At 49.2% G+C, this 15,312-nt stretch carries 12 protein-coding genes; 7 read left to right on the plus strand and 5 right to left on the minus strand.

Features of this window, described 5'->3' with window-relative positions:
• The first annotated feature begins 42 nt into the window (after positions 1-42).
• The gene (locus HRE53_RS11430) at positions 43-789 is read left to right on the plus strand and encodes a PEP-CTERM sorting domain-containing protein (RefSeq protein ID WP_235110564.1); all 747 of its coding nucleotides are present in this window, start codon (positions 43-45) and stop codon (positions 787-789) included.
• A 98-nt stretch (positions 790-887) separates the two neighbouring features.
• Here the strand turns inward: HRE53_RS11430 and HRE53_RS11435 are convergent, their stop codons facing one another.
• The 3 genes from HRE53_RS11435 to HRE53_RS11445 form a co-directional block, all read right to left on the minus strand.
• A complete protein-coding gene (locus tag HRE53_RS11435) occupies positions 888-2,051 on the minus strand; it encodes an NAD-dependent epimerase/dehydratase family protein (protein ID WP_235110565.1) in 1,164 nt (387 codons plus the stop codon).
• Positions 2,052-2,313: 262 nt separating this feature from the next.
• Positions 2,314-3,411, minus strand: coding sequence for a TRAP transporter substrate-binding protein (locus tag HRE53_RS11440; protein WP_235110566.1), 1,098 nt, complete (start codon positions 3,409-3,411; stop codon positions 2,314-2,316).
• Entirely contained in the window at positions 3,323-3,649 is a 327-nt protein-coding gene (locus tag HRE53_RS11445) for a hypothetical protein (RefSeq protein ID WP_235110567.1), read from the minus strand. Before HRE53_RS11445 ends, HRE53_RS11440 begins: the two co-directional genes overlap by 89 nt.
• A 13-nt stretch (positions 3,650-3,662) precedes the next feature.
• On the opposite strand from HRE53_RS11445, the gene HRE53_RS11450 reads away from it, so the two are divergent.
• Together HRE53_RS11450 and HRE53_RS11455 are read left to right on the plus strand one after the other, a co-directional pair.
• On the plus strand, positions 3,663-5,999 hold the full coding sequence (locus HRE53_RS11450) for a glycoside hydrolase family 2 protein (RefSeq protein ID WP_235110568.1): 2,337 nt from the start codon (positions 3,663-3,665) through the stop codon (positions 5,997-5,999).
• Positions 5,983-7,728, plus strand: a complete 1,746-nt coding sequence (locus HRE53_RS11455; RefSeq protein ID WP_235110569.1) for a glycoside hydrolase family 9 protein — start codon at positions 5,983-5,985, stop codon at positions 7,726-7,728. The genes HRE53_RS11450 and HRE53_RS11455 overlap by 17 nt, the downstream gene beginning before the upstream one ends.
• 160 nt (positions 7,729-7,888) lie before the next feature.
• On the opposite strand, the gene HRE53_RS11460 is transcribed toward HRE53_RS11455, so the two are convergent.
• A complete protein-coding gene (locus HRE53_RS11460) occupies positions 7,889-8,116 on the minus strand; it encodes a DUF167 domain-containing protein (RefSeq protein WP_235110570.1) in 228 nt (75 codons plus the stop codon).
• 64 nt (positions 8,117-8,180) lie between these two features.
• Between HRE53_RS11460 and HRE53_RS11465 the strand changes: the two genes are divergently transcribed.
• Positions 8,181-8,786: a hypothetical protein gene (locus tag HRE53_RS11465; RefSeq protein WP_235110571.1), complete on the plus strand. Its 606-nt coding sequence runs from the start codon at positions 8,181-8,183 to the stop codon at positions 8,784-8,786.
• 3 nt (positions 8,787-8,789) lie between these two features.
• On the opposite strand, the gene HRE53_RS11470 is transcribed toward HRE53_RS11465, so the two are convergent.
• Positions 8,790-10,856, minus strand: coding sequence for an NACHT domain-containing protein (locus HRE53_RS11470; RefSeq protein ID WP_235110572.1), 2,067 nt, complete (start codon positions 10,854-10,856; stop codon positions 8,790-8,792).
• Positions 10,857-11,197: 341 nt separating this feature from the next.
• Here HRE53_RS11470 and HRE53_RS11475 point away from each other — a divergent pair, with 341 nt between their 5' ends.
• From HRE53_RS11475 to HRE53_RS11485, 3 genes are all read left to right on the plus strand, one after another.
• The gene (locus HRE53_RS11475) at positions 11,198-13,102 is read left to right on the plus strand and encodes a bifunctional serine/threonine-protein kinase/formylglycine-generating enzyme family protein (RefSeq protein ID WP_235110574.1); all 1,905 of its coding nucleotides are present in this window, start codon (positions 11,198-11,200) and stop codon (positions 13,100-13,102) included.
• Positions 13,103-13,405: 303 nt separating this feature from the next.
• Complete coding sequence (locus HRE53_RS11480; protein WP_235110576.1) at positions 13,406-14,494, plus strand: serine/threonine-protein kinase; 1,089 nt, start codon at positions 13,406-13,408, stop codon at positions 14,492-14,494.
• Positions 14,491-15,288: a formylglycine-generating enzyme family protein gene (locus tag HRE53_RS11485; RefSeq protein WP_235110577.1), complete on the plus strand. Its 798-nt coding sequence runs from the start codon at positions 14,491-14,493 to the stop codon at positions 15,286-15,288. The genes HRE53_RS11480 and HRE53_RS11485 overlap by 4 nt, the downstream gene beginning before the upstream one ends.
• Positions 15,289-15,312 lie beyond the last annotated feature (24 nt).

Consider the following 15,312-nt stretch of genomic DNA (forward strand, 5'->3'; position numbering starts at 1 on the left):
GATTTACCCTGGGGGAGCAGGGAGTACAAGCAAATGAACAAAATGAGTAGACATCCATCTTCAACGATTGGCCTCGCCATTACCCTAGCAGGAGTCATGCAGACACTGCCCCTGCATGCAGCTCAGCTCAACTTTGACCAGCCAGAAACTGAGGGCAGTCTAACGACTCCTGAGGCCATTAGTAACTGTGCCCAAGAGCCGGATCCAAATTTAACGTCTCAGTCTAATCATGGGGTCTCTAATCCGTCCCAAACCCTCATCTTGGGACCGAATCTCATTGCTAATAATATTGCGACAGCGAATGATGCGGGTTTATTCACATCAGAGTCGCCCTTAGTTGCTCAATCCATCCTAGATGATTGCTGTGTGGTTGGAGACACAGCCATTGGTGGACCTTCGGCCTTTGAGGATGCTGCATTTTGCGGACTGGGTGGCGTACCTCCAGCAGGAGGCGCTGCACCGGGTGGCTTTCCTTTTCCTGTACTGGCCGCTTTAGCACCAGCAGCAGCAGTTCCTTTTATAGCAACGGGTGGAGATCCGGAACCGACTCCAACTCCAACTCCGACTCCAACTCCAACTCCGACTCCAACTCCAACTCCGACACCGACTCCGACACCCACTCCGACACCCACTCCAACACCCACGCCGACTCCCACTCCAACACCCACTCCAACGCCGCCTCCTACCAAGCCTCCAGAGAAAGTACCTGAGCCTTCTACAATGGCTGGGTTACTCATTGGCGGTGCTATATTCGGCATCTATAAACGGAGAAAGAAATCAAAAGACTAGCGATTAAGGAAGCTAGCTTTACTCCTTAAACAAATAGCGACGGCTTTTGAAAGGCCGTCGCTATTTGTTTCAATTCAGTTAGATAACAGGTAATCTATCTATTTACGCCATTTAGACGTACAGAGAATCTTGGAGTGATCACACCGATCTTTATACTTCGCTGCAATTTCAGTCACTTCTTTCATCAGGCCAACATCTAACTTAGTCGGTTGCAGGCCTAAATCCATAAAACACTTATTCTCAACATATAATTCGTTTTCTGCTGCTTCTGTTCTGGGATTCTCTAAGTGGTCAATCTTAGCCCCAGTAATATCTGCAATAATTTTGGCCAAATCTCTAACGCGGTGGGTTTCGGTCATTTGGTTAAAGATTTTGACTCGCTCTCCAGCTTCAGGGGGATTCTCAACGGCCAGTTGAATACACTTAACCGTGTCCTGAATATGAATAAACGCTCGGGTTTGGCCACCCGTACCATGCACCGTTAAAGGATGGCCAATGGCAGCCTGCATCAAGAAGCGGTTAAGAACCGTACCATAATCACCATCGTAGTCAAAGCGATTAATCAGGCGTTCATCCTGTTTGGTCTCTTCTGTGTTTGTGCCCCAGACCACACCTTGGTGTAAGTCGGTGACTCGAATCTTGTCATTCTTGTTGTAGTAGTAGAAGAAGAGCTGATCTTGGGTTTTGGTCATGTGATAGACACTGCCCGGATCTGCAGGATAGAGGATTTGCTTTTCAACAACCTCACCGGTATCAATCACCACCTGAACATCAAGATAGCCTTCAGGGATCTTCATGCCGGCAGTACCGTAGCCGTAAACACCCATGGTGCCGAGGTGAACCACATGGATATCCAGGCCAGACTCAACAATGGCGGCTAAAACATTATTGGTTGCGTTGAGGTTGTTATTAACCGTATAACGCTTTTGCCGAGACGACTTCATGGAATACGGGGCAGCCCGCTGCTCAGCGAAATGCACAACCACATCGGGACGATAGGTGCACAGCAAATTTAAGAGCCGATCATATTCCGCCGCAATATCGAAGTTATAGAACTGAATATGTTTGCCTGTTAAGTCTTGCCAGGTTTTTAGGCGAATCGAAATCGGACTAATGGGGGTCAACGAGTTGGTCTCTAACTCGTTATCAATGTTGCGCCTGGATAAATTGTCCACAATAACAACATCATGGCCAAGTTTGGATAGATGTAGCGCAGTTGGCCAGCCGCAGAACCCATCACCGCCCAATATTACAATGTTCATGCTTTGTCCCTAAACCGAATGTCTCAATTACAGACGAGAATTCGAATCTTCAGAATTGCTAGTCAGTCAACGACACACCCTTCCCAGCAATCGTTAGATACGCTACTCGTTTACAACAGCTTCATAGTCTTTAAGAATATCTCAAATCGGGGACCATCACGATTTGGGGTTGTGACAATGATCAGATCGTATTTTGGTATAGAGCTGGGACAAGATAAGTCCTGAAAATGAAGAGGTTCAGCTTCTAGTCGCCACTTCCACTTTAGGCCTTAGGGGTGACGAAATTGGCATAGCTCAGTTCGTTGACTTGATTCCACTGGTAAAGCTTCTCGCGAAAGGCTTTCCAAGGTTCGTAGATCTCTTTAAAGCTCGCTTCTTTTGCTGCGTTCTCCTCATAGATCTCAAAAGAGATTTTCTGGGCAGCTTGGAGGATATCGTCACTATAGCGGGTGAGTTCCGTGCCCCCCGCCACCAGCTGAGAGATCACGTCACGATTTAAGGCATCATAGGCGGCCAACATATTGATATTGGCTTCGTAGGCAGCGGTTTTGAAGATTTCTTGATATTCCTTAGGCAATTTATCCCAAGCTTGGCGATTGACTAGGACATCTAAGGTGGGGCCAGGCTCCCACCAGCCGGGATAGTAGTAGTATTTTGCTGCTTTTTGCAAGCCGAGTTTCTGATCGTCGTAAGGGCCCACCCATTCAGCGGCATCGATGGTGTTCCGCTCTAAAGCCAGGAAAATATCCCCCCCTGGTAAGACTTGGACATTTACCCCTAACCGCCGCATCACTTCGCCTCCAAGGCCAGGAATCCGCATTTTGAGTCCCTTCAGATCGCTAGCCGTTTTGATTTGGCGTTTGAACCAGCCTCCCATTTGGGCTCCGGTGTTACCCGCGGGGAAGTTGATCACACCAAAGTCTGCATAGACTTTTTGCATGGCTTCCAGACCACCACCGTGATAGAGCCAGGCATTTTGCTGCTGAGCGGTAAGGCCAAAGGGCACGGCAGTGGCAAAGCCCAGGGCGGGGTTTTTGCCAATGTAGTAGTAGCTGGCGGTATGGCCACATTGGACACTACCGGAGCGGACGGTGTCTAAAACTTCTAAGGGTGGGGCAATTTCGCCACCGGGTGACACCTGAATTTGAAACCGACCATCGGTCATGGCACTGACGCGATCGCTAATGGTTTTGGCACCACCATAAATGGTGTCTAAGGATTCTTGCCAACTGGTGGCCATCCGCCAGCGAACTCGGGGAAGGGAACCTGAGCTAGTGGTAGTGGAGCGTCGACAGGCCGCAAGGGTGGTGGTTGCGATCGCACCGACTGCCGAATTCCGTAATAACTTGCGTCGTTTCAACTTTTCGCTCCTGAACCCTACGTGTATCATCTCGGCAACGGTTATGCAGACGGACTTTAGGGTAATCCGTAGGGAGATGACCGCCTCCAATCCTACCGATAAATGGATTCGCTACCGGAAAACGCAACAGAATGTTGTCATTCCCGCCCAATTCCACTGATTTTTTAGGCAGAAGAGTAAATAAAGACTGTCGCTTCATTCCAGACGAAGGGCATTCTAGGGCCATAAATAGACCCATCTCTGTTAGTCAGATGTCGAAAAGTCGACGATACCGACCCTTTTTACTCTTATTTGCGATTGGCATATTTCTAGGATTCTTAACTGCCACCCATCCTAGGCTGATCGCCAATCCTCACCTGTTCCATGCCCAAGCCTACTGGACTCCAACCGTCACTCAGACGGTGGATCAAACTTCTTTGGCGGGCACCTGGGAATTTCAAGCTGACCCACAGCCCCCTGCCGACAAGCTGGTGCTGCAGCCCAGTGGCCCCAATATTCCACCTATTCCCCAGGGCCAATGGCAAGAGATTGCAGTGCCCTCCAATTGGTACTTACAAGGGCAAGATGTATCGGGGGTGGTCTGGTATCGCCATCAGTTTCGCGCCAATGAGCGATGGCGTCAGAAGCTGACTCGTCTAGTGTTTTCGGGGGTCGATTACACCGCAGACGTTTGGCTCAATGGTCAGTATTTAGGCTTTCATGAGGGCTACTTTCAGCCCTTTTCCTTTGATGTGTCTAAGGCTCTGATGTTTACGGGCCAGAATGAATTACTGGTGCGGGTCAATAGCCCTTTGGAGCCTCAAGGCCAGGATTGGTCCCTCCGCAAACGCTTAATTAAAGGCATTTTTAGTCACCACGATACTCGTCCAGGTGGAGCTTGGACCGATCGCGGCCAAGAGAAAAATACCGGAGGTATCTGGGCCCCGGTATTTTTGCAAGTCTCCGATCAGGTCGCCATTGAAACGATTCAAATCACCCCGGAGTTAGACGCCGACTACCAACAGGCCACGGCTAAGGTGGATCTAGTAGTCAATTCTCCAGGACTGGGCAAGACGAATCTTGATGCCCATGTGCAGTTGGTGCCAGAGAATTTTTCGGGGTTACCCATTGGACCTATTCGCGTGAAACGCACCCTGCATCAAGGGGCTAATCACCTGACACTCCAGATTCCAGTAGATGATCCGAAGCTATGGTGGTCCTGGGAGCATGGAGACCCTAATTTATATCGCCTCACGGTGCAGTTAGCCGATGGCAGTCGACTGCTAGATAAGGCGTCTGATGTATTTGGATTTCGCACCATTCAGTTTGACCCGGAAGAGAAGATCTGGCGACTGAATGGTCGCCGCCTATTTTTGCGAGGCACCAATTACATTGCCACCCAATGGCTGAGTGAAATGACGCCGGAGAAGTACCAGACGGATATTGACCTGATGAAAGAGGCCAATATCAATACGGTGCGGGTCCATGCCCATATTATCGGCAAGGATTTTTATAAGCTGTGCGATCGCAACGGCGTATTCATCTGGCAGGACTTTCCGTTGCAGTGGGGTTACGAAGATACCCCCCAATTCCTCAAAGAAGCCACCCGCCAAGCCAAGGACATGATTGGCTACCTTTATAACCATCCTTCAATCCTGGCCTGGAGTCTGCATAATGAGCCGCCCTGGGATGCGGACTGGATGAAGTACAAATACAAGACCTACGATCCAGAGCAAAATCGCGAGTTAGACGCCAAGCTATTGGCCAACCTGCAGGGAGAAGACCCCACCCGCCTCTTACATCCCGTGTCTACCGTCGGGGAGCATCCTTGGTTTGGTTGGTATTCCAACACCTTCTATAAATATGCAGAACCAACCACAGAAGCCATTATTTCCGAATTTGGCGCTCAAGCTTTACCGCATCTAGAGTCCCTACGGCGCATCTTTACGGAAGACGAGCTATGGCCGGATACAGAAGCGGAATGGGACAAGTGGCTGTATCACAACTTTCAGCGTCATGAAACTTTCAATATTGCCAAGGTGCCCATGGGGAATACGACCCAGGAGTTTATCGATAATACCCAGCAGTACCAATCTCAACTGATTCAGTTTGCCGCCGAAGCCTATCGCCGCCAGCGTTATCAGCCCGTCTCATCGATTTTTCAATTTATGTTTGTGGAGGATTGGCCTTCTGTAAATTGGGGCATTGTTGATTACTGGCGACAGCCCAAACCCGGTCATGAAGCCCTGAAATGGGCCTATCAGCCCGTCTTACCCAGCATTGCGTGGCCTCAACTGACCTGGACTTTGGAGGAAACGGTAGAGCTGGAACTCTGGGCCATCAACGATCTATGGAAGGACTATCCAGAGGCCACCTATACCTATACTCTCCGCCAAGGCCAAAACCGCCTTAAATCTGGCAAAAGTCGGATTGATTTAGCGGCGGATAGCAGTCAGCCCGTAGATAAGATCTTTTTCCAGCCCCAGACCTTGGGCAACTACACCGTCACAGCCACCATCAAAGATCGGTTAGGGACGGTATTAGGAGAAAACCAGTTTACGTTTGATGTGATTGATCGGGGGGATCAAGCCAATGAGTCGTCGTCGTAAGTTAAGGACCCTATTGATCTGTTTTGTCGCCTCAGTCGCCCTCACGATTGGGATTGCCAAATGGGTCTGTAGCCAGCAGCTCGCTGAAGACTTTGCACCTAAAATTGTCCTCAACCAAGTTGGATATCGCGCCAATTGGGACAAGGTGGCCTTTTTACTCAATGCGGAAGACAATGCACCTATTAAAACAAAGGTCATTAACCGCCAATCCGGGAAAACCGTGGCTACGATCCAAGCTGGGTCTGCTGAATTAGATGAACAAAGTCGCGATCGCATCCAAACTCTAGACTTCTCCAAGATCAAAAGATCCGGTGAATACTACCTGCAAACAGGGGACTTAAAATCCGTTCCCTTCCAAATTGGCAAAGATATTTATCAAGACACCTTTACCAAACTCCTGCGCACCTATTATTTACAGCGCTGCGGCACCGTTATCTTTGACCCCATTACCGGGATTTATCACCCCCCCTGCCATATCAAAGATGCCTTGTTAGCCCATGATGATGCCTTCCACAAAGCAGGCGACACCGTTCAAAGCCAGGGCGGCTGGCATGATGCAGGAGACTATGGCAAGTATGTGGCGACCACAACCGTCACCATTGGTAGCTTATTCAGCCTATACGAACAATATCCCCAGAACTTTACGGATGGTCAGCTAGATATTCCCGAAAGCGGTAACAAGGTTCCCGATTTACTAGACGAGATGAAGGTGGGTCTGGACTGGCTACTCTCCACTCAACGCCAAGATGGCGGCGTCTATCGCAAGCTCTCAGGCAAAGCATGGCCGATCGGCAAAGCTCCCCATGAAGACAAGCAGCCCCGCTATTTATATGGTGTATCTACGCCTGAAACCGGAAAATTTGCGGCGGTGATGGCCATGGCGGGTCGGATTTACGAAGAGAGCCAACCCAAACTAGCCCAAACGTATCTAGATTCAGCCCGTCTGGCTTGGGACTATTTGCAGACCCAAGACAAAATGCAAGAGAACTGGATTGATGGTGATGATAGCGGTTCCGGCAAGTATCTCCAGTCCGAGATTGACATCGAAGACAGTCTTAAAACCGATATCGACGATCGATACTGGGCTGCCGCCGAATTATTCCTCACCACCGGAGACTCACAATATGAGCAATACCTGGTGGACCATTTCGACCAAATGCCCTTTAACCTCTATGAGTGGAAGGATGCCTCAACCCTAGGGATGGTGGATTATTTGCTCTATGCCAAAGCAGACCCCAACCAGCTCAAACCCCAAATTCGCAAAAAGCTCCTCGCCCGTGCCAATCAAATTATGGAACGGGTCGAAGGAAGTGGCTATCGCCTCGCCAACCATCGCTTTATTTGGGGTTCCAACAAAATGACCGTCGAAGAAGGCATTACCTTAATCCATGCCTATCGCCTGACCCAAGACGCAAAATATAAAGCCGCCGCCCTCGATCAGCTCCACTACATGATGGGCCGCAATCATTTTGATCAAACCTTTGTCACGGATGTGGGCACCCATCCCGTAGAAAATGTGAACCATCTGTTTGCTAGGGCCAAGAAAATTAAAATTCCGGGGTTAGTCGTAGGCGGCCCTAATGATGGAGCCCAGGATAATATTGCTCCCAAAGGGTTAGGCATTCGCAGCTATCTCGATAGCGAAAAGTCCTATGCCACCAATGAATATGCCATTGACTACAACGCACCCCTAATTACCCTTTTGGGAATGTTGTTAGAAACGTCTTAGCTGACCTCGTACACCCTTTCTTTTGAGTGCCGAAGGCGACATTCTGGATAAAAATCGATAGAACCCAGCATTCTCCCCCAGAATTGGGGCCGAGCTTCGACGTGGACTTAGCTGAATGAGCGCCAAATGCGGTAAGTGAATCCTTAACCCCAGATCTTTCCTAATCCTCTACCTGAATCTCCACCCACTTTTGGCGAGAAGCATGACCTGATTTGATGCTGACGCAAGCTTTGGTCACTCCAAATTCTTGAGCGAGGTATTGAATCAGCTCAGCATTGGCTTTGCCATCTACCGGAGGAGATTTAAGATGCACGGTCAAACTGCCATCTTCTGCATAGATCAGACGCTGCTGTTTAGCATTGGGTTTAACTTTGACCCGCTTTTTCATCAGGGGCTGTGAAGCGCCAATTCACCAAATGTTATCTTGAAGCATACTCGAACCCAAAAGTACTGTGAATACGCCTAGCCACGCGATTATCAACCTTGCTCTGCTCATGAATGTGACGGAGCAGCCAGCAGTGTTGGCGGTGACGGCGGGAGCCATTGCCCCAGATCTGCCCATGTTTGTGTTTTATGTCTGGGTGAAGGGGATTCGGAAGTTACCAGAAGGTCAAATCTGGACGGAAGCTTACTATCATCCTTTTTGGCAAACCTGCATCGATTTATGCCATTCCATTCCATTGGCGGGGCTAGCGGCTTGGGGCTGCTGGCAACTGGGCTGGATGCCTGCGGCACTGTTTTTTATCAGCATGATTCTCCACTCTTTGGGAGATTTGCCCGTTCATAATGACGATGCCCATAAGCATTTTCTGCCCCTCAGTTCATATCGACTAATTAGTCCCCTATCTTATTGGGACCCAAAGCATTACGGTCGGCAAGTGGCGTTTGTAGAGATGCTGCTGGTGTTGGGGACTTCTGTGTTGACGTTTCCGATTTTGGGTAATATTTGGGGCCAAGGGTTGGTGGTGTTGGTGAATGGATTTTACTGGTTTACCTTTGGCTATACATTTTTGCGGAGACAGCTGCCTAATTTAATTTGTCGGGCACGGAATGCTTGAGGGTTAGGTTTCGTCGAAGGATAGGTTGGCGAAATGTTCTTGGAGGTAGCGATGAACGAAAACGTAGCTACCGCCTGTGCGGTAGATAAATAGGCGATCTTCCGCTTGCTTGAAAAAGGTGACGAAGTTCCAGGGGATTTGCTTGGTTTGGAAGAGGACTAAGCGCATTGAAAAGTGCTGAATACAGGCAAATCCTCCTCCTTTGGTGATGCCAAACAAGATTGGTAACCCGATGACTGAACTAATAATGGCTTTCACTAAAAATGGTTCTAGAAACAAAGGTAAAATATTTGCCAGGGGAAAATAAAGAATAATCGTAAAAGCAAGCGACACTATAACCGTTATCACCATCGTTTTTAAAGATCCCCAAATACCTTGATTAGGAAAAGTCCGATCTGGAATATCGACTTTTAGCCCTTCAATTAGCCCGAAAATTAGCCCTCCAATTAGCCAGCTTCTAAAGGAAATCAACATCTCTCGTCCTGCTTCGCGGGACATTGAAATTTCTAAAGCTTCTACTAGAACAATATTGCTCTGCCCTCCAGTTAGCCCTCCAATCAACCCGACAATTAGCCCGACAATTAGCCCGTAAATTAGCCCGACAATTAGCCCGACAATTAGCCCGTAAATTAGCCCGACAATTAGCCCGACAATTAGCCCGTAAATTAGCCGGTAAAGCCATTGATCTCTAGCAGTCTCCAGCCAATCTTTAGGTTGCATTCGTTCGATCAAAAACTCTTTCCCCGATCCTGTTTTCTTGGCTATCTCTTGCAGCCAGCGCAACATTTGTTGCTGCTCTTCCTCAGAAGACAAAGGTCGTTGAACAAACATTCGTTCGATATAGCGATCAAACAGGAGTGTTAATCGTTTGTTCTCAGGTAGATTCAGCAATTCCTGGGCTGGGCGATTGCGATAGGCCAACGTCAGAATCCAGAGAAAAAGCGGCGTATGGGTTAAGTCCCGCAGTGAAGAATCTACCTCCAAAGCAGCGGCAATACCAACTAGCGCTCCCCCTCCCTGTTTTAAGTACTCATCCACTTGCTCATCAGTCAAAGGTTGGACATACACTGCTGCCTGAAATCCTTCTAAGCGAGTGTTCAGTTTCTGATAGTCCACAATCCGGCAGCACAGTACGATTTCGATATTGCCAAATTTCTGCCGAAACTGATTCAATGCTTCTACACAAGCATCGCGATATTGGGGTTTGACTTCATCCAATCCATCCAACAGTAACGTCCACTTCTCTTTCTCCAGCCAAATTTGTCCTACTTCTTTGCGAACTTGATATTGCTGCCATAGCTCCTCCAACAGCCATTGGGTAAAAGCCAGCGTCCCATCTTCAGGAAACTGCTGAGTTCCCCAAGCTGACACATTCAACACAATCGGTATAGGCTGTTTTAGCTCTTGGAAATCAGTGGCCTCCAATAAATCTTGAGCCAGCTCCAACAGCAACGTCGTTTTCCCGGCACCCGGTTCCCCCAGTACCAACAATGTCCCACCGCCGCCCAAGTTGGCAAACCGATCTAACAGCCGCGTGCCAGGGGGCAACACCTGTTTCTCTTCTCCCATCGTTTGCCATTCCACCCCCACCATCTCAGGCCGCTCTTCCAACCCCACTGCAATTCGGGCCTGCTGGTAGAGAGACTTATTCAGCACCCCATCAATCCATTTCACCCCCGCCTTATCCATCAAGGTTTGGCGATTGTCTTGCCACCGGGCCTCATCCATTTCAGTCGCCGTCAACGTTGATGGCTTACTGAAAAGTTGAACAACATCCGCCACCATCAAGACTAATACGCCGACCAGTGCAAGGGCATACAGCAATCCAATGACCTTCGCTGTAGCTGCATCACTTTTAAAGGTAGCCATTGCATCTGGAAAGAGTTTGCCAATAAACCCCAAAACAGATGACTCGACAGCTAATTTGAATAGACGCCAGCGTTTGGCTTGCTTCTGTACAGCAGGTATCTGCCCTAGGCACCAAACTAACGCAACGGAAACCAATGCCATAAATAAAGGCACCACAACCGTCTGAAAATTTGGATCATTCAGCAGTTCTTGAAGCGTCATCGATATTTACGAGAATAAGCAGTTGTAACCGACTATAAACGAGACTGCAAGCACAATCTATATAAAAAATCCCTTCCAGCCAGAATTTTGCCGAGTTGCTCTTGTTAAGACAGAGATCGATCTAGGTGCACGATCTCATGCCCAATCAAACTCCTGGGTCAGCATAATCCAACACCACCCTTGCCCCTCCCCAGTAAGCCAGATTTATCAACCAAGGTGAGTAGGCCCAAGATACGGGAACCCTAAATATAAAGCGATGTAACGTTGGAGCTTTTTATTGGTCAGCCAACCTGTTTCGCTCAGGTTCTACCCCAAGATTTCCGCTTCTATCCCCATCCCGCATGCTCCATTGTCTCAACCCTTCTTGCACCCATCCGCAAAACCCAGACGGGCGTGACACCTGTCAACAATGCGGACAGCCCCTGATCGGCATATTGCGCAATCGATACCGCATCATCAAACCACTGGGACAAGGTGGATTCGGCATCACTTATCTGGCCGAAGATATCGAGAGATTTAACGAGACTTGCGTGGTTAAACAATTAGCCTATCAAAACCCTGATAGCCTCGCATCGCAGCAAAAAGTCCAAGACCTCTTTACCCAAGAAGCCCAACAGCTCTTTCAGCTCGGCACCCATCCTCAAATCCCCAACCTGTTAGCCTACTTTCATGAACAAGGGCATCAATATTTAGTACAAGAATTTATCGAAGGTCCCAATCTTCTGCAAGAACTGAAAAGCAACGGGGTATATAGTGAATCCAAGCTGAGACACTTTCTCCGTAGCATCTTGCCCGTTCTAGACTATATCCATACCCAAGGCGTCATTCATCGCGATCTCAAGCCCCACAACATCATGTATCGCCCCGCCGATGATCGCTATTTCATCATCGACTTTGGCGTCACCAAGCAAGTCAATACTCAAGACCTCACAGGCACTGTTTTAGGCAGCGAAGGCTACGCCGCCTTCGAGCAACTTCAATATGGTCAGGCCCATCCCGCGAGTGATTTATATAGTTTGGGGGTGAGCTGTTTTCACTTCTTGACAGGCCATGATCCAAGATCACTCCAGCTTCAGGTCGGTTATTCATGGACCCAAAACTGGCAACAACATCTCACCCAGCCCCTCAGCCCTGAACTCACCTCAGTTCTTGACACCCTGCTCCAACTGCAACTAGAGAATCGCTATACCTCTGTTGCAGCAGTGCTCAAAGATTTAGCCCTCACCCAAACTTCTCCCCCCAAAAATCAAGTCGTGGCTCACAGCCAGCCACCTGCCCATCCACAACCCAAGCTTGAGTTAGCTCCAACCACTGACCGTACCGCCGTCATCTGGGAACCAACAAGCGATATCTCGACTTCATCCGCCTCTGCCGCGTTACACCCACCCTTACAAACAACACAGTTTGAAGTAGTAACCCTCGATGTAAGGGGGCAAACTCATTTGGTTCAGACCCTTACCGCCCAACAATATCTCGAAGAACTAGGAGACGGAATTTCCCTCTCGATGCTCGTTATCCCGGCCAGAAGTTTCTTCATGGGTTCATCGTCAACTGAAATATCAAGACGCAAATTTGAAGGACCTCAACATCAAGTCTCAGTTGCCTCCTTCTACATGGGCCAATTCCTGATCACGCAAGCTCAATGGCAAGCCATCGCTACTCTTCCCGCCATCAACCATGACCTTTCCTTAGATCCATCACAGTTCAAAGGAGCCGATCATCCCGTTGAAGGCATTTCCTGGCTAGATGCTGTCGAGTTTTGCGACCGTCTCACCCACAAATTCAATCGACTCTACCGTCTACCCAGCGAAGCAGAGTGGGAATATGCCTGCCGAGCCAACACCACCACCCCCTTCCACTGTGGCGAGACCCTCATCTCTGATCATGCTAATTTTCATGGCATGAAAACCTATCGATCCGCCCCTAGAGGTCAGTATCGCAACCAAACCACTCCTGTAGGCAGTTTTCAAGCTAATGCTTTTGGCCTCCACGACATGCATGGCAATGTCTGGGAATGGTGCGCCGATGATTGGCATGCCAACTATCAAGGGGCTCCCATAGATGGCAGCATTTGGTTCACCCCAGACGACGATGCCATCGCAGGCAAGGCTCCCCATCCTTGGAGAGGTGGGTCTTGGTATGATGCCCCCGACAGCTGTCGGGCTGCCTATCGAACCTTTGCGGATGCCGACTTTAAGAGCAGTAATTTAGGCTTTCGAGTGGTCTGTCCAGTTCTATCCCCCTAAAAACCGAATTTGCTCAAGTTTTTTGCAGTGAAAAAGTCGATCGAGCAACCGTTATTAACACGAGTTCGATGGGTTTATGCCAATACTCACTATCAATACAGTAAGGTATTAGTAACAGAAATAGGGGGGGTAATTGAGTTCTGTGAGTGCCTCAATTTCTCTAGCAGACTAATGCTTCAAAACATGGTAGCTTCAATATTTCAAGTGTCTATTGGATAACACGATCAAAGTAGTACTTGAGCAATAAGCTATGTCAGTGTGCTGAGTGATTCTTTTCGATTGATTCCTATGAATATCTAAGCAATGGTTTGTTGTCTCAATCCCAAGTGTGAGAAACCCCTCAACCCAGACACCAGTAAGTTTTGTCAACAGTGTGGTACAAAACTAACCCTGTTACGGCGACGGTTTAAGATGGTTCGTCTGTTGGGTAAAGGTATGTTTGGCCATACGTATCTTGCAGAAGATCGAGATAATTTGCAAGAGCCCTGCATTGTCAAGCAGCTAATTTGTCAAGCCCAGGGAACGGATGCCAGCCAGACGGTTGTTGAACCGTTTTTACAAGAGGCAGAACAACTCAGACGGCTGAAAAAAAACCAACATATTCCCAGCATTTTAGCTTACTTCGAAGAAAATTATATTCCCTATTTAGTCCAGGAATATATCGACGGCCAAGACTTGCAACAAGTCATTGAGAATCAGGGTGCCTTCAGCGAGAATCAAGTCCGGGCCTTGTTACTAGAGCTCTTGCCGGTCTTACAGACGATCCATGATCAAGGGGTGATTCATCGGGACTTGAAACCCGCTCACATCATGCGTCAGCATTCAGATAGCAAGCTGATTCTGGTGGGGTTTTGTGTCTCCAAGCAACTCAGTTTATCTCAGTTACAGCAAACCGATAGCGTTCGAGAGAATACCAGCTACGCACCACCAGAAGTCTTTGCCGTCGATAAAGCTCGTCCCGGCAGCGATCTCTATAGTCTAGGTGCCACCTGTGTCCATCTGCTCACAGGCGTTGCACCTCATGCTTTACCCATCCAAGGTGGAGAAGTATGGGTCGAACACTGGCAACAGCATCTTCCCCAGCCCTTGAGTGCTGAATTAAAGCCTGTGCTGGAGAAGTTACTCCGCACAGACCTAGCGGAGCGATATACTTCCGCCTTAGCAGTGCTCAGAGAAGTGCGCGGTTTTGCCAAAGCAACCCCCCCGCCCCCCCTCCCCCAAAATACCCGCCGTTCGAGCAGCCCAGACCTCTGGTCAGACAGCCCCCACAAGCAGTCAGATCTCAGCCCAAGGCCCCGGCCCAGCCCACCAAACTGCAGCCTAAACCCAAATCTTCCATCCCTTCCTTCCAAGCGGAAGTCGCCCAGGTCGATGCCAAAGGCCAAGTGGTGAGTCGCCAATTTCATCCGATTGGCCACATCACCGAGGATCTCGGTAAGGATGTCACCCTGGAGTTGGCGCAGATTCCGGCAGGCCGCTTTTCCATGGGCTCACCCCCTAGCGAGCAGCATCGGCAGCAGACCGAAAGTCCCCAGCATATTGTGTCTATCCCAGAATTTTATTTAAGTCGCTATCCCATCACTCAGGTCCAATGGCGTTTGGTGGCCGCCTTACCCGCAGTCAAGCGCGAACTGGATGATTCTCCGTCTCACTTTACGGGCGATGATCGCCCTGTCGAAAGCGTCTCTTGGTTTGATGTGGTCGAATTCTGTAACCGACTCTCCTTGTTAACTGGGAAGGACTATCACCTCCCTAGTGAATCTGCTTGGGAATATTCCTGCCGCGCCGCTAGTAACACCCCCTTTGCCTTTGGCGAAACCCTCAACACAGAACTGGCCAACTATGATGGCACAGCAGCCTATGGAGCTGGACCGACAGGCAATTTTCGCCAGCAAACCACCCGAGTGGGCAAATTCCCGGCCAATCCCTATGGGTTATCCGATATGCATGGCAATGTCTGGGAATGGTGTGCAGACCATTGGCATGGCAACTATGGCAATGCCCCAGTAGACGGCAGCGTCTGGCAAGATCAATACTTCTTTGCCTGTGTACTGAGGGGAGGGGCCTGGAATACCCAAGCTGCGAGCTGTCGTTCCGCCTCTCGCATTTGGGAAGCGGCCTCTGAACAAAGCAATCATATTGGGTTTCGGGTTGCTTGTACCTTAGTGAAACCAGCCAGCTCATAAGCGCTTCAAGTCAGAGGGCAAAAA

Origin of the sequence: Acaryochloris sp. 'Moss Beach' (assembly GCF_021497025.1) — a bacterium.
In the GTDB taxonomy this organism is placed as follows: Bacteria; Cyanobacteriota; Cyanobacteriia; order Thermosynechococcales; family Thermosynechococcaceae; genus Acaryochloris; species Acaryochloris marina_A.